Source organism: Bacteroidota bacterium (genome assembly GCA_039111535.1).
In the GTDB taxonomy this organism is placed as follows: Bacteria; Bacteroidota; Rhodothermia; order Rhodothermales; family JAHQVL01; genus JBCCIM01.
The window spans coordinates 1-15,597 of the sequence record JBCCIM010000155.1; the positions used below are offsets into that span (position 1 = coordinate 1).

General features: G+C 50.9%; 11 protein-coding genes. 2 read left to right on the forward strand and 9 right to left on the reverse strand.

From position 1 onward, the window contains the following. Positions 1–163: 163 nt before the first annotated feature. From AAF564_19730 to AAF564_19740, 3 genes are all read right to left on the reverse strand, one after another. Positions 164–538 carry a hypothetical protein gene (locus AAF564_19730; GenBank protein MEM8487792.1) on the reverse strand — a complete coding sequence of 125 codons (375 nt, stop codon included), beginning with the start codon at positions 536–538 and terminating at the stop codon, positions 164–166. Between the two features lie 91 nt (positions 539–629). Beyond that, the gene (locus AAF564_19735; GenBank protein MEM8487793.1) at positions 630–2,276 is read right to left on the reverse strand and encodes a sulfatase-like hydrolase/transferase; all 1,647 of its coding nucleotides are present in this window, start codon (positions 2,274–2,276) and stop codon (positions 630–632) included. A gap of 82 nt (positions 2,277–2,358) precedes the next feature. Beyond that, a complete protein-coding gene (locus AAF564_19740; protein MEM8487794.1) occupies positions 2,359–3,462 on the reverse strand; it encodes an alkaline phosphatase family protein in 1,104 nt (367 codons plus the stop codon). Positions 3,463–3,670: 208 nt separating this feature from the next. Here AAF564_19740 and AAF564_19745 point away from each other — a divergent pair, with 208 nt between their 5' ends. Continuing rightward, positions 3,671–4,363, forward strand: coding sequence for a S24 family peptidase (locus AAF564_19745; GenBank protein MEM8487795.1), 693 nt, complete (start codon positions 3,671–3,673; stop codon positions 4,361–4,363). A gap of 21 nt (positions 4,364–4,384) precedes the next feature. After that, on the forward strand, positions 4,385–5,260 hold the full coding sequence (locus tag AAF564_19750) for a hypothetical protein (GenBank protein ID MEM8487796.1): 876 nt from the start codon (positions 4,385–4,387) through the stop codon (positions 5,258–5,260). A 385-nt stretch (positions 5,261–5,645) separates the two neighbouring features. On the opposite strand, the gene AAF564_19755 is transcribed toward AAF564_19750, so the two are convergent. From AAF564_19755 to AAF564_19780, 6 genes are all read right to left on the reverse strand, one after another. Next, positions 5,646–6,596 carry an LD-carboxypeptidase gene (locus tag AAF564_19755; protein ID MEM8487797.1) on the reverse strand — a complete coding sequence of 317 codons (951 nt, stop codon included), beginning with the start codon at positions 6,594–6,596 and terminating at the stop codon, positions 5,646–5,648. Between the two features lie 253 nt (positions 6,597–6,849). After that, entirely contained in the window at positions 6,850–9,873 is a 3,024-nt protein-coding gene (locus AAF564_19760) for an alpha-amylase family glycosyl hydrolase (GenBank protein MEM8487798.1), read from the reverse strand. A 63-nt stretch (positions 9,874–9,936) separates the two neighbouring features. Then, positions 9,937–11,688, reverse strand: coding sequence for an FG-GAP-like repeat-containing protein (locus AAF564_19765; protein MEM8487799.1), 1,752 nt, complete (start codon positions 11,686–11,688; stop codon positions 9,937–9,939). 124 nt (positions 11,689–11,812) lie between these two features. Continuing rightward, the gene (locus tag AAF564_19770) at positions 11,813–13,816 is read right to left on the reverse strand and encodes a T9SS type A sorting domain-containing protein (GenBank protein ID MEM8487800.1); all 2,004 of its coding nucleotides are present in this window, start codon (positions 13,814–13,816) and stop codon (positions 11,813–11,815) included. Positions 13,817–13,894: 78 nt separating this feature from the next. Further along, positions 13,895–14,977: a PorV/PorQ family protein gene (locus AAF564_19775; protein ID MEM8487801.1), complete on the reverse strand. Its 1,083-nt coding sequence runs from the start codon at positions 14,975–14,977 to the stop codon at positions 13,895–13,897. A gap of 10 nt (positions 14,978–14,987) precedes the next feature. After that, the coding region (locus AAF564_19780) for a hypothetical protein (protein ID MEM8487802.1) at positions 14,988–15,597 on the reverse strand (610 nt) is incomplete at its 5' end.

The window sequence follows — 15,597 nt, forward strand, 5'->3', positions numbered from 1 at the left end:
CTGATAGATACGGTAGGATGCGAGGCACCGAGGGTCCTAGCCACCGAATTCGAAGCGCTTTGAGTGCCACAGCCGCATCCTGTCGAAACAACAGTCCGTGAACCAGGGCTAGTGAGTGGCGTGGTGCTTGGTGGGATTGGGGTGGGGGCGAACAACGAGGGTCTCAACGACCCGAATAAAAGCGAGCAGCAGCCTCTTCGTCCATCGCCAGCACTTCTTCCAGTTCTTCCCCCAGTTCCACATGATCCGGATCAGGATCGGGATAAAGCGTCAGCACCAGATCATCTCCGGGCATTATGTTCAATTCTTTCAGGATGCTCATCCCGAAGAAAATGAAATACATGCCGTCTTTGGTATTCTGTACGGCTCGCCGCAGCGTTTTACCACGCAAGGTAACAATTATTCGCCGGCTCCCGCTGGCAATGATTGTATCAGCAATCTCAGTTGGTACAGGCGTATAGTGTTGCTTTAAGAACCCGACGTCGGACTTGAGCAGTGGCGCAATAAACTCGTGTGCTGTTAAAGGGTCAAGGTCCATTCAAATTTGCTCAGGATAACTTAGGGTGTGTGGACAATTAGTAGGGAAAAGAGCATAAGATGACATTTTACAGGCTGGTTGTCTACACGCCCTAGTTGAAGCGCACAATTTTGCTTGGCACGTATCCGATATGATCCGCAACAGCAATGAGTTCTTCGCCTTGCTTAAGTTCAACCGGCGCCGTGTAAACCATCCAGTGATCCGTTGGGGCTTCTCCTTTACGCACAACCTGATAGCCGATGGATGCGCCCACCGTGGCGGTTGTGAGCGAAACAAATTGGCCCTGGCGTATGCCAGCAGGTGCTGTTACCGCCGGCTGTATACCATCGGGCCACACCCGCGCAATGTGCTCCTGCTCAGGCACCATGCCATTGTCATCGATTGCAGCAATCCACCTGTCATGCTCCTGTCGCAGTTCTGCCAATTTCTCCACGTAGGCAGGGTCGGCGGCCAGGTTGTTGATTTCATGGGGATCTTGTGCTGTATCAAACAGCTCTTCAAGCGGCTTGGCCGGCCTGAACCACTGCATCTGCACTTCATTCAGCGTGCCAGCATCCCGCATTTTGAGGAGCTCTTGCATCAGCGCCATTTGCTCGCGGTACCTGACAGGCAAATAATAGCCGCGCTCCGGCATATGATTGCGGAGGTACTTGAACCGTTTGTCGCGCACCGCCCTGATCAAATCGTACCTGCCATCAAACCGATCCCCGGCACCGTGCACATACGTCCGTTGCGTATCCGCCTTGTAAGGGCCAAGAAAAGCCTGTCCCTGTCCTTTCAAATAGCTTGGCGGCTCCATGCCGGCCAGTGACAAAATGGTGGGCTTGAAATCAATGAAACTCACAAGCTGATCGTCAACTTCGCCGGCGCGCCACTGATTGGGAAAACGAACAATCATAGGTACCCGCATGCCAGAATCATACAACAACCGCTTCATGCGAGGTAGCGGGCCGCCGTGGTCTGCGTACCAGAAAATGACGGTATTTTCCAATTCGCCGGCTGCTTCCAGTTCGTCGAGTAGCTCGCCAACCTGCTGGTCCATGATTTTGATATTGGAATACATGCGGCGGAGATCAGTCCGTACAACCTCCGTATCAGGGTAGTAAGGTGGGATGGGCACATCGAGATTTGCATCAACCAACAAAGGATCATCCGCCCTTGCCCAAATCTGCGACTCATGGGTCACACCCAGATTGAAAATCGCAAAAAATGGTTGATCAGGATCTGGGCGATTTTTCCAGTGTGCTTTGTTATTTGACGCATCCCATGCCGTCAGAGGCTTGGTGAACTGGTAATCTTCTTTGGCATTGTTTGTCGCATAGTACCCAAGCATCCGCATGTATTCGCTATGCATTTTGACGCCTGGTGCCGGCCGCGCTTCGTAGGGGATAACCCCTTCCGGAAAATATCTAGGATTCCCACCTGTTCGCATGTGCTGCGCACCAATAGCATTTTGATACATACCAGTCGCAAGTGCTGCGCGGCTCGGGGCGCACACGCCTGACGGTGAGAAAACGCGGGTATAGCGCACACCTTCTGCTGCCAGCCGGCTCAGGTTTGGCGTTTCAATGGTAGAATCACCAAAAGAAGGCAGATAGGGTCCGAGATCTTCAGCGACAATCCAGACAATGTTTGGACGATCAAAAACAGGTTCATCCGATGTCTGCGCCGTGCCTGTCACAGGCAGGAAGACAGCGATGAGGAGCAGAAAGGCTGGGGCAAATAAACGTAAATTCATCAGGAAAGAAAGTGGAATATGCAGGACACTCTCAAGGATAGGAAAGATTCCAAAAAATTGCAGCGTACAAAGAGACTTCCTGCTAGTTGAAAGCAGATTCGACAACCGGACCGGCTTCCTGTGCAGCCTGGAAATCGAATCCAAGGAATCGGGCTACCGTGCTTGCAACCTGGTTTTGGTAGAGCGAACAGGATTCGACTTCGCCCAGCGCCGGTGTATCAGGCCCCAAAAAGGCCATCCAAATTTCATCTGCGCCGGTGATGTCCGTCCCATGGCCGCGCCAGGTATCCAGGGGGACCGTCCCCCTCCCATGATCCGTGGTGATAACAAAGGTAGTTTTGTCTTTGTAGACCGGGTCAGCTTGCACCAAGGCCCATAGGGATGCGATGAACGCATCGGTCTGACGGGCAGATTTCAGATAGGCATCGTATGCACCATCATGGGCAAAATCGTCTGTTTCACCATACGCTATGTAGACAAGCCGGGGATGGTATTTTTGGATATACTCCACAGCATAATGGTGGGTAAACGCATCCAACCGTACCGTACTCCACGGACTTGGGATTTCTTTTTGAAGGGCGTTTAAGAACACTTCGCGTGGCGAAAGTGCGCCGTGATCAGCAGCAGCAAAGCCGGCATTGACCGGCACACCGCTGCGCGTTTCATTGATGATGTAAGGGAAAACATCCCATGACGCAAAAGCTGCAACCCGGTTGATGAAACCAGGCTGCGCATTCACAAACTCCAGCACCGTGCGGTTTTTGTTGGGGATTTTGTCGTTGCTCGTGATGGCCGGATCAGCTTTACCCGTCAGAATTTCGTTGTATCCGGGATAAGAAAAGACCTGGTTGTTTGTGAGGTCGGCTTCACAACCCAAATTGCGGTTGCCATAAAGTTGCCCACGGGTAGCAATCTCAGACCAGAAGAACGGCATCAAAGTCTGCCGGCGGGCCAGGGCATCTCCCACATGAAACTGCGCCTTCAGTGCCGCAGGGTCATGCACATATATTTTATTTTCTACCAACGATTCGTCTGAGCCAGCAAAGAGCTCTTGCCACCGCAAGCCGTCGAGCGTAATCAGAAATACATGCTGCGTATCCAGTTCGGGCGTCGGTTGGGCAGCAGCAAAATGCACCCTCCAGGGCAGCAGCGTACAAAAAACAAGTAAAGTCAGGAATTTTCGCATCGTAGACATCGATTAAAGGCCATCCAGCACAGCTGCAAGATGGGAGCAGCGGGTAAGCAGTCAAGGTAGGGCCAAACCTCTCCATCACTATAAACTAAGAAAAACCAGCTCCGTACTTGCGTTGTGGCTAATTAACACATATATTACACATGTCACATTACATGTAATGTGTGTGGCCACTGCTATTTCGGTTTACCAAATAACAATCATGGAAAACGAACACAATTTATCACCAAACGAAAAGTCACTTCTGAAAATACTGCAGGAACACGGCCTGCGGTTTTCGCAGGATATGGAGGGGCAGGACATTCGGGATTCATTCACCCGTGAAATTAAAGATTTTTTCCACCGTGTCACCTCAGATGGTTTGTCCAAGTTATTTGACACATTGCACCAAAAGGGGCATGTGCTGAAGGACAACCAGGGGTGGTACAAGCTCGTCAATCAGGAGTCGTATACAGACATCGCCATTGTGGGCAGCATTACTGCCGGCCACTTACGCGAAGCGATTCATGACGAACTTGGGTTTGTCCGGTTTGCCGGCAAGCTTTGCAATGTACACCAGTTGTTTGCCTTCCAGGTGGATGGTGACTCGATGATTGGTGATGAAATTTACAATGGCGATTGTGTGCTTTTGCGCAACGTCGAAGTTCGGGATGGTCAGATTGGCGCAGTTATCGTCAACGGAGAAACGACGCTTAAGCGTATCTACCGCGATGCCGGCGCCCTCCGCCTGGTCCCGAGTAACCCTATTTACGACACCATTCACATCCCTGTGAGTGATTCTGACTCTTTCCGCATACTCGGTCGGCTTGAGGCAGTGATCAACCATTCAGACGGGGATGTTCGGTGGTATTCCTCACGGCAGTCAATCACCGAGATCAATCTGTTTTTGAATTGATCGCAGCCCTATGATTAACCAATGGCACAAGAAACCCTTAATGCAATTCCAACCAGTACGAATGGTAATCATGTAAAAACTGCCTTCCGTACCTCTTCGCCCCCGAACGGGAAAGCAAAGAAGATCTCTCCGAGCTTGAACAAGCGAGAAATGCCTGCGCTCGATTGGATCCACGTCATCTTTCTTTTCTATTCGGGGGCACACAATGCCGTTAATGCCTGGAACAGGGCAGATAACGGCCTTTTTTTCGTCTTTGTCCTTGTAGGGATCCTGAGTGTTGAGCTCATGTTATGGTCCATTTACAAGTACTGGAAAGCGGGCCACCTCGTTGGTAAAATGCTACGCATTGGCAAATATGCTGGCATCCTGGCGATGTTTTATGCAACTGCTGGTATTCTGGCGCAAGCGCAAACAGGATCTGCAAACGATTGGCTAACCCTGTACTATCAATGGATTCTCCCGAGTTCTGCCCCTGTCATGTTCTTCTTTGCTTTTTGGATTCAAAGTGTTGATCCAATTATGGTTGCCCAACGCGACACAACAGCGTACTCGTACCTGGCAGCCATTGAGGAGAAAAAAGAAGAACTGGATGCCCGCAGGATGGCCCTGGACGAGCAGCGGAATCGTCGGAAATTGCGCTCTTATGTGATGCGCAAAAAGCTGTCTGCCCTGTGGAAAGAGTCCGATAGCCGGCGCACACGCTCAACCTTGCAGCGCTCTTCCATGACCGAAATGCCGCTCCTCCTTGAGGAAGTTGGGGTTTCGATCAAAGAAGCAAACGCACAACCGCGGTTCAGATTCCTTAACAGGAAGTATGACCAACCCAAACAGTTGCCCGCATCAACAGCTTCGAATAAATCTAAATCACTCAAAGACTTCGTTGAAGTAAAAAAATAGCGGGCCTGAGTGATAACAAAAGCTCTGTAAGTCCCCGTACATCAGCTGCTGCAGATGTCGTTGTAGAGCCTAAACCTAAAAAACGACGAAAACCTGCAAGGAAGCTTAAAGATGTACCTTGTAAAAATCCCGAATGCCCCAACATGTTAAAAGGCCGGCAACGCGATTATTGCTCGAAACTATGCAAGCAGAAAATTTACCGTCAACGTAAAAAGGCACGCGAGAAACGGCAGTCCGATACTTCTAATGCCTAGATCGTAAGCCCCATACGCTTCATCTGATATCGCTATTGGTCTGATAAATAATTCTAGTCTGTCAAATAACACGGCTTGTAATAAAGATAAACAAAGGGTGTGACACTGCTACGTCACACCCTTTTTTATATTTATTCGCGGTTCTCAACTGCTGCCTCCAGAAGCTGTATTGTGCCGTTTTCTGCGTCTATTTCGGCCTCTATGCCAATCGGGATCGTAAATTTATCCTTGATGTGGCCGATCATGGCGCCGGCGTATGCGGGAATGCCAAGGGGCTTTATGTGTTGGTCGATCACTTCGCTGAGCGTGAACGAATTGTAGCCACTATCTGCTTTGCAATCCGTGCAAGCGCCAAACACAAATCCGCTGATCTGATCCAGTACCCCAGCCAACTTAAGTTGCGTCATCATTCGGTCTACACGGTAAACAGCCTCTCCAATGTCTTCTAAAAAGAGGATATGCCCCGACCATTCAGGCATGCGTGGCGAACCAAGCATGGCTGTTAACACAGTCAGGTTGCCGCCTACCAGCCGGCCCCTGGCTTTTCCCGTCGTTATTGTTCTCGTTCTGTTCTCGATCGGTACGAGCCCTTGCCCTTCCGTCTTTGGGTTTTTGTACAAAACCTGGTCCCCTTTAAAAACCAATGCATCCAGGTACTGCGCCGCAAATGGATTCCAAACAGAATTCCCATTGGGTCCATGGAACGTTATGAGTCCGGTTTGGGCGTAGAGTGCAAGCAATAGCGCTGTCACATCGCTATACCCCATAAATATCTTGGGATTTTTGCGTATTAAACCATAATCAATTTTTTCTATGATGCGCGCACTCCCCCACCCACCGTGTAATGCAAAGATGGCATCGACGCTATCATCAGAAAACATGGTGTTGATGTCTGTTGCGCGTTCTTCATCAGTCCCTGCAAAATACCCCCACCGGTTCATCATGTGCTCGCCGGCCTTCATTTTCAAGCCCAAAACATCCAGTGTCTCTTCTATAATCTCTATCTGCACGGTTTCATAGGTCACACCGGCCGGACTAACCAGACCCACCGTATCCCCTACAGCCAGTGCTTTGGGTTTCATAATGCTACGCGATTGATACTGCCACTCCGAGCTACTCAAACTGCCGGCAGCAGTTATTGCCAACATGGAAGATTTCAAAAATGACCGCCGGGAAGCTCCCATCTTTTGCCTGTTATTTTTGTCCCTGATGCCTGATCAATAAGATCCACATTTTACAGGGATCATCAGCATTTAGTCAATTTTTTCTCAGCATTTCATCCTGGCGTCTGTATTTGCCGCCTGCCGATCAGCTTAACACCGACTACACAGTGACTTACCTTGCAATCACCAGTTGGGTAGTTGCCGTTTTCTCACCCGTTACCAGACGCGCAAAGTATACACCGGGCGCAACCCGAGCGGCACCCCAAGTGGCCTGATAAACCCCAGACAGCTTGTTTTCGTCAACTAGGGTTGCAACACGCCGGCCCAACACATCAAAAACCTCAAGCCGTACGGCACCAGATCTATCAATCGCATATGGGATTGTAGTCACGCTTGTGAATGGATTGGGATAGTTCGCGTGCAACCCAAAAGCCGGCGTATCTCCTCCGGCAAGCGCATCCGTTCCAACATAAACGGCACCAAACGGCAAAGACGGCATCTCAGGCAATGAGAAAGAAACAGGCTCTCCGTTGTTGGCAATAAAAACTGCGGTCTCGTAGGGATCAAGCGTTACCGAAAACCCATCAAGCGCATCAACAAAAGAGGTATCCGCAAACAAGTGGGTATACGTGATTGGTCCATCTGTTGTCAATTCCATGGCGGCGGTGGGGTCAATCTGAATTGTACGTGCGCCGTTAGCAAAATTCACCATCACAAGCGCGTTCTCATCGAGATAAGGCCTGGCAAACGCGTATACATCATTTGATGTACTGAGCCGAACCAAATTCTGGGTACCAAATGCAGGAAATTGCTGACGCGCCTGGGCAAGCTGCTGGTGATAGCGGCCGAAGAGGCCATTAAGTTCGGTTTCCCAATTCACGGACACCCTACGCTCATCGCCATTCACGTTGCCAAAGTTGACCTCCTGCCCCTGGTAGATCATCGGCACGCCTGTCGTTGTCAGTAACATGCCTGTCAGCGGTAAAATCTGCATGGGGTTATTACCAAGTCGTTTGGCAATTCGCTCTTCATCGTGGTTCTCGAGGAATCTGAAGTACCGGGCATTCGGACCCGGCCAGAATCCGCCATTAAATGCCTGGTTGTGGTAGTTATTCAGGTCTCCGTATGTCCCTCCAATGCCGTTGAAAAAGAAATTCCAATCGTAGCCTGCATCCATGCCTCCCACAACGGTGGTACCGTTGTCATCGTCTGTGTAATACACTTCGGTTGAGAACCCTGTGCCGGCAATTTCCCCCAGAATCCAGCTGTCTGGCTTGATGCGTTTCATCAAATCTCGAATGGGCCGGCCAAACCGCTCTGGCCCATACCGACGCCACGGCCCCCAATACACGTCAAAGCGCCAACCGTCGATACCAAACTCAGTGATCCAGTGTTTGAGGATATTCAGAAATTCAGCCTGTAGATCATCATTGTCCCAATCGAGGTTGGCAAGGTCGCCAAATCCGTCGTATTTCCGGTACAGGTTTCCGCCGCCGGCTACCTGCCATATTTCTGTCAGGTTAGGCCCCCGATTGTCCAGCCCCCTGCTGTGGTCGCTTGGCTCTGTTTGGATAAAAGAACCGGGGGGCACAGCATTTCCATTTTCTTGCAACGCGTCTACCCAGGGATGGGTGGGCGAAGAATGGTTGGGTGTGATATCCATAATCACCCGAATATCCAGATCGTGCGCACGATCTACCAGGGCCTTGAAGTCTTCGTTGGTGCCAAGTTTTGGGTCTACATTGTAGAAATCAATAATGTTGTACCCACCCGAAATCTGGTCCATTACCTGGTTATGCATCACCGGCATAAACCATAGGGTATTGAATCCCATGGCAGCAATGTATTCCAGGTTATCCGTGATTTGATTAAATCTATTGCCTGGTTGATTGACGGTACCAGTAGCCTCTGGCCCAAAGCTCAGTGGGAAAATTTCGTAAACCATGGCTTTGTTAACCCAGGAAGGCGTTTCTTCGTAGGCCATTTCCCGAACCGATCCGTCTTCTTCTACAACCAGCGCAACACGCATGTGGTCTACTTCTTCGCCTCCAGCCGAAGCCGTGACATCAAAATAAAGTTCACCAGCATCCGAAGCTGTGCCGGTTGCTTCCAGGTTGTTAATGTTGACATCATCCAGTGTGGTGGTGCTGCCCGATTTATCGAACCGAATACTAACTTCCATGTCTGCCGGCGCAATGTCGGTCGGACTTAGGGAAACGGTAAACGAATTACCCATACTGGAAACGCTGGCGTCAACGAGGCCGGCTTCTAACGGGTGGCGGATCCGTTCGATACGGAGCGTATCGCTACGGACAGCGATATCGAGAAAAATTGCGTCGAGGGCGAAGCTATTGACGCCAAATTCGAGCATTACGGGGTAGTCTACACGACCATTTTCGACCGGAATGCTTTGCAATTCACCGGCAGTATTTATCAGGATGGCCTCTGTAAGCGTTGAGTCTATCGTACCGTCTAAATCAAAAATGCTGGCAGAGAGATTCACCTGCGACTGCACGGTTTTGAAGTCTGCATAATTCCAGGTAATAGGCGGTAACACCTCGCCCACTTCTACCGAATCTTGTGCGCCATTCTGATCGGTCATCACAACTTTGAACTGCGAGCCGGCTTTGATCGGGCGGTCGAGCGTATAGCTGAATAGGCCAGTTTCAGGGTCAAAGAAGGGCAATCCGTCACGCTGGAGGCCATTGATCCAAAATTGCACATCGGTTACTGATGAAGTACTAAAGAGGCCGGCAGACACCGATGCCATCAGCCCATCTTCATTTAATTCGGCTGACGCCTGGAACGCCATTGGGTCTGTCACTTCGATGACAGAATTGTTGTTGTCGGCCGTATTGATCACAGGATTCAACGGGTCAGAAATCCACTGCCAGTCTGAGCCGGCTTCATCAAAGTGCAGATGGACTTTATACTGATACGTCTGCCCAACGGTAAGCGGCTGCGTGTAAAGCCACTGGCCGAGTGAATCGTCTAGTGTCATGGCAGAAGGCGCATTAATCGCGATTGCACCGCTGTTATTTGGGCCCCATCCATTAAATTCTCCCGGCAAATAGGCGCGAACCACATCCGGATCATCTACATAGCGAAACACTACGTTTTGCGTCTGGGCTCGGGCGTCCTGGTGTTCAGCGGTAGCAGCAACGAGTAATACCAATACAAGGAAATACCTGTACATAATGCAGTGAGATTGATGATGCTGTGAGAATGATGGTTTGCTGTCCCCCGTGCCGCACGCAGATTATGGCAAGTGTACCATCGTTCGATGCAGGATTTCCCGGGGGGTAATCAATTTGTAGAAATAGATGCCGGCTTTCAGTTTCGAAAAATCTAATGCAACGTGATGTAAGCCGGCCGCATGCACGCCAGACCGCAAGGTATGCACCTCACGTCCTGTCAGATCATAAACTTTCAAAGCGATCACGCTTGTCTGCTTCAGCCTGAAACGGATCGTTGTATGCTGCAAAAATGGATTTGGATAATTCTGTAGCAATGCAGCCCCCCGTTCACTTCCAGCGGGCGCATCAGTTCCAATGTTTACGACAGCACCCTGGGTGAGCGCATAGCGCTGGTTCACAGGCAAATTGGTAAATCGCTGCACCGTGTTATTCGACCACTGAACAACAAGAGTATCCACCATGTTTAGCCCTCCCAATCCCAGATGTAATACATTGCTTTTTTGCGAACAAAAACTGTCTCCACCTGAAACGGTTTGCATCACGGTTGCTGCACCTCGCCGGAGCGTCACGCGCGTACCAATGGCCATGGTATTTTCATCCAAGCCTGTCAGGCTGAGTTGTATCCAGTTGCCAGCAATCGCTGTTTTATTGATAAGCAGACGGTTTTTGCCGGCCTCATCAGCCACAATTAGATCGGGTAAGCCGTCATTGTTAAAATCTCCGGTGGCCACACCAAACGTATTGGTTGCCAGCGCTGCACCAGCCTGGGGTGCAACATCTACAAAAACACCCGCGCGGTTTTCGTACAAAAAACTGCGCCGGCCGTCAAAGTCGAAGGTATTTCCTATAAAGAGGTCTTCATCCCCATCGTTGTCAAAATCGGCAAACACCACACCCCACGACATACCATTCAACTGGCTGCCAGACGCTTCGGTAACGTCCAGAAAAGTGCCGTCACCATTGTTATGAAACAGGTTGCCCGCTGCAATATTGGTGACATAGGCATCCGGCCATCCATCTGCATTATAGTCTCCCCATGCAACCCCCATAGCACTACGCGCAACCTGGATACCCGCCGTGTTACTCACATCAACAAACCGGGGAAAGCCGGCCTGTTGCCGGTAGAAACGGCTTTCAAGATTACCGTCGTGTACCGCAAAAAGATCGACATCGCCATCGAGATCATAGTCTTGCCAGGTGGCCTGCATGGCAATAGAGAAGTCGAATCCGCTCGTGCCGGCAAGGTCTGAATCATCTACAAACAGCGAATCGCCGCCGGCGGTATTGCGCAAGAGTTTATCGGGTGCGTCGCGTGTAGCGAGGAACAGGTCCAGCCAGCCATCTCCGTCGTAGTCCCCAAACGCTGCTGTGCCAATAGAGATGTCTACAGGCATGCCGCTATGGTCACTGACGTCAACAAATCCACCTGCAGGGTCACCCAGGAATAGTTTGTTTGCGACTTTTGCCCCGCGGGTGCCAACAAAGAGATCAGCCAACCCGTCGTTGTTAACGTCGCCCCACAACGGATTGACCGCATCACCCGACACATCCACTCCGACCTGTTGCGTGACATCGGAGAACGTTAAGTCTCCATTGTTTTGAAAGAGTACCGATTGTCCGCGTGACGCTGCTATAAAAAAGTCATCAAAGCCGTCGCCGTTAAAGTCGTGGACGGCAACACCATGGCTCCCGCCGGCAGTGAACACCCCTGCAGCTTCTGAAAGGTCTTCAAATTGGATCTGCTGCGCATGCACGGCAACGAGGCCGGCAAAGCAAAAAAGCAGACAAAAAGATATGCGAAGCGCGTTTTTCAATACTAGATAGGGTCAGGTAAAAAAGAAAAGGGGCGTACCTCCACGAGGCCGCCCCTTTTACAATTTTCATCACCCGAATTGATCAATCCAACAACCAATTCAGAATCTACTCAAACCCGTCGGGTTACTTGAGCAGAATCATTTTTTTGGTGATTGTTGTGTTGGCAGCCTGGAGGCGGTACATGTACACGCCACTTGCGAGGTCGTTGGCCTCAAAGGTTACCTGGTAGTTGGATGGCTGCTGGATGCCGTCAACCAACGTAGCAACCAGACGACCCGTCATATCAAATACTTTCAGCGATACAAAATCAACTGTATCGATGCTGTATTCAATCGTGGTTGTCGGGTTGAACGGGTTCGGATAGTTGGCCTCAAGGCGCGCCTGCGTTGGCAGTTCGCCACCAAGATCTTCTACCGATGTGAGTACGGGGTTCGTTTCAAATGGCAGCAAGCCGGCAGGTAAATACACTTCTTCTTCAAACGTGTATTCCGTTGGCCACGATCCGTCCATGTTGGCAGGGATGTAACGCGTACGGCGCCGGCCGGCATCGCTAAATCCACCACCAGCTTCTTCACCCGAATTCATTCCAACGAATGCATACTTATACTGGATTGCACCATACGTTGGCCCCATTACATCAATGGAACCGGTATAGAGGCCATCTGCATCGTCATCCGTAAGAATGATGTTATCGGTGCTGATTTGGTAGTTACCATCGCCATCACGGAATAGCCCTTGAGAGAACGCCCACAGCGCATCACCGTGCAAGTTAACCGTAACTGTGTCTGTTGCAGGATCAAATGGAGAAGCCATGTCTACGAGCGCAGAGTCCATCCGCACCTGGAAAGTCAGGGTAACCGTGTTGCCTTCAGGGATGATGTTGCCTGGCAATACATCATTGAAGAATTGGATACCGAGATCCTGCTCTGTGGTACCTTCAAACAACAGCGGTCTGTTAGCACCCGTAGTAGAGATAGGCTCTTCCCAACCACTTGGCGGATCTTCACCAAACTCTGCGACAAAGTTTTCATCGTTATGGTTGATGAAAAACTTGTAGTTCCAGGCAGTTTCAGGGAAAGCGGTGAGGGCAAAAGCGCCTTCAAAAAGATCTTCCCCTGGAACACGGATCAGTTCACAGATGGTAGGATCGCTACAACCCCAGCCATTAAAGTCGCCACGGACTTCCAAAGAATCACCGCGGCCACGATCGTAGAGCCCGATGGCTTCAAGCGGCGTGGTATCTACAGCAAAAAGCAAGGTTGAAGTGACCTGCTCGACACCGGAAACAGGTGTATCGTTGCTGAAATACTGCCAGTACAGCGTAGTATCGCTGGCTGGAATCGTAAACGTGCGGTTATCACTGCTCTCCCAGTTCTCGTCGGTATCTTCCTGGATAAACTTGTATTCCTGTACCTGTCCAGCAAGCGAATCAGGGAAGTATGCAACGCCAGACCACAGGTGGTAGCCAGGTACAGCTGAAGCATCACTTTCCTGCGTCAATAGCAACTGTGTTGCACCCCAATCGAGTGGCCCATTGCCACCACGAGGGTCTCCACGCACACCAACGGTGTTGGCCATGTCTTCCGGATCGTACCCGCCGTTCACAGCAGATTCAGTGTTCATAAATACACGGAACCACACACCAACGTGACCTTCCATGGGTTCGAACGGACGCCAGTCATAAGGTTTGTCGTCACCTTTCTCATAAAAGTGAACGGTCAGCGTGGTATCGTTGCTGCCGGCTGCCAGCATGTGGTTGCCGCCATCTTCCCAACCGCCAAGCGCAGCTTCGCTGTCGTCAGCCTGCTGGGAGAAGTATTTGAATTCCATTGCGGAGGCTTCGTCGATCTGGAAAGAAACTTCCCAGTAGTCACCGCCGATATTGACAGGCTCCAACGTAGATTCTTCGTTCCAGTTGATCACGTTGCCATCAGCCAATGTAGCTGGCGCCGTACCGTCAACCGCGCCGCGCACTTCGATCAACGAAGATGTAGACGTGGTATCAGACAACGATGCCGTGTTGAGTTGGAGTGTTACGGTACGCTGCGCCAGCGCAGTGCTGGAAAAGCCCACCATCAGAAAAAGCGCTACCAGCACCTTTCCGATTTGAGTAGTAGATAATCGCATGTTTAAGCAAGGATTTATTAGAGTGAACTATTGTAAAGAAGGCATGTGACAGCACACCTCCCGAGGGTTACCAATGGGTCAGAATAAAAGGGCGAATGTAAATCGGTTTACACCATCAAAATATTCGAGCGACTCGTAGGCATAGTCTACAGCAAAGGCCAGTGAACCAAAGCCATAACGCAAGCCTCCGCCAACGGTGAACGAGCGCAAGGCATCATCGAGCAGCAATTCACTGTAGCCGCCCCGGAGCATCAACAACTCCCCAAACAGCGCCAGTTCAGCACCTACATTGAGATATTGTTCGCTGTTGTTCGGGTTCAGGGCGTCGACAGCTAGCGTGAGCCGGCTATTTTGATCTTGAAAGACTTCGCCGGCGAGGCCGATGCGCATGGTCAACGGCAAGTCAAACTGATCGGTATTCAAACTCCCACGCGCGCTCTCGTTGTTGCCTTCGTTGTTCGGGTCAATATCAACAGCGATGAGTAGATCATCCCCGCCGAGTTGCATTTTCGACCCAAAATTAGTGATGGCCGCACCCAATCGAATCCCCTGGAACGGGGTTTCAAACATGGTGCCTACATCTATGGCAACACCAGTGGCCGTTGAATTCCAGATCCGCTCGTTGATAACTTTTGCGGAGCCACCAATTGAAAACTTGTCGGTTAAATTACGGGCATACGATGCGGCAAGCGCATAAGAGCTGGCGGTGAAGGTTTCGCCCGTTCCATTTTGCTGCTCAACCGTCGTGACCTCCATATCGGGTGTGCGCATGGACGTCAACCCGATGGCAAAGGCGCCGTTTTGCACCGGAATGCTGACCGACACAAAGTTGAAGTCAACACCTACCAGCCATTCTGCATACTCAAGCGTCACAGCGCCTTTGTCGATAGACGCGAGGCCGGCTGGATTCCAGTAGACAGATGTAGCATCATCAACCGAGGCTGTGATTGCGTTACCCATCCCGGTTGCACGCGCGCCAACAGGTATTGTCAGGAAGTCTGCTGCCGTGGTACCCCGCTTGGTTACTTCGCGGGTTAGCGTATCAAATTGCGCAACAGCGTGCTGGGTCGGTAACAGTCCCAACACAAGTAACATACAGGCTACCACTGCTACCCTTTTGCCGGAAGTCGCTTTGCCCATCATATGTTTATTACCAAGCATGTAATCTTTTTTATTTGATGATTGCAAAGGACCCTTTGTGTTCGCCTATTTCCGGCGCTTCCACGTGGTATACATACACACCGTAGGCCACAGTCAAATTGTCTTCTGTTTCGAGATCCCATTCCGCAATGCCGCTGAGTAAATCATCCGGCGCGAGTGCGGCGTTGCCCCCCGTGTTGTGCTCCAGCGTTTTGACCAGCCGGCCCCCAACAGAGAATATCCGGATGGTACACCTCGGCGGCAGATTGATAAACTGAATCACCCGGGGCCCGCGACCATTAGAAAACGGATTCAAGGGCTCAAAGCGGTTTGTTACCACGTAAGGATTGGGCACAACCTTGATATTTGCCAACTGGTCAGCTGCCAGCGCATTGTCTATGCCTGGTGCTTGTGTGGCAAAAGAGAACTGGTCAGAACCCAGGAAGGGTTTTCGCACATTGATATTGGCCATATCGCCGGCCACAGGGTTCTCACGGTCCGACAACACAAAGTTGAGACTGATCTGCCAGGTCACAATCTCCTCCCCAGTGTTGCTCCCAATTGCGAAAACCCTTCCTGGGTTCTGACCAGTTCTCTTTTGCCACACAAGCACCAGGCATAGACAATGCGCTGGCAGCTGA

Coding starts and splice junctions, on each gene's coding strand:
- AAF564_19730 (MEM8487792.1), bottom strand. CDS start 538: ATGGACCTTGACCCTTTAACAGCACACGAGTTTATTGCGCCACTGCTC.
- AAF564_19735 (MEM8487793.1), bottom strand. CDS start 2,276: ATGAATTTACGTTTATTTGCCCCAGCCTTTCTGCTCCTCATCGCTGTC.
- AAF564_19740 (MEM8487794.1), bottom strand. CDS start 3,462: ATGCGAAAATTCCTGACTTTACTTGTTTTTTGTACGCTGCTGCCCTGG.
- AAF564_19745 (MEM8487795.1), top strand. CDS start 3,671: ATGGAAAACGAACACAATTTATCACCAAACGAAAAGTCACTTCTGAAA.
- AAF564_19750 (MEM8487796.1), top strand. CDS start 4,385: ATGGCACAAGAAACCCTTAATGCAATTCCAACCAGTACGAATGGTAAT.
- AAF564_19755 (MEM8487797.1), bottom strand. CDS start 6,596: ATGAAACCCAAAGCACTGGCTGTAGGGGATACGGTGGGTCTGGTTAGT.
- AAF564_19760 (MEM8487798.1), bottom strand. CDS start 9,873: ATGTACAGGTATTTCCTTGTATTGGTATTACTCGTTGCTGCTACCGCT.
- AAF564_19770 (MEM8487800.1), bottom strand. CDS start 13,816: ATGCGATTATCTACTACTCAAATCGGAAAGGTGCTGGTAGCGCTTTTT.
- AAF564_19775 (MEM8487801.1), bottom strand. CDS start 14,977: ATGCTTGGTAATAAACATATGATGGGCAAAGCGACTTCCGGCAAAAGG.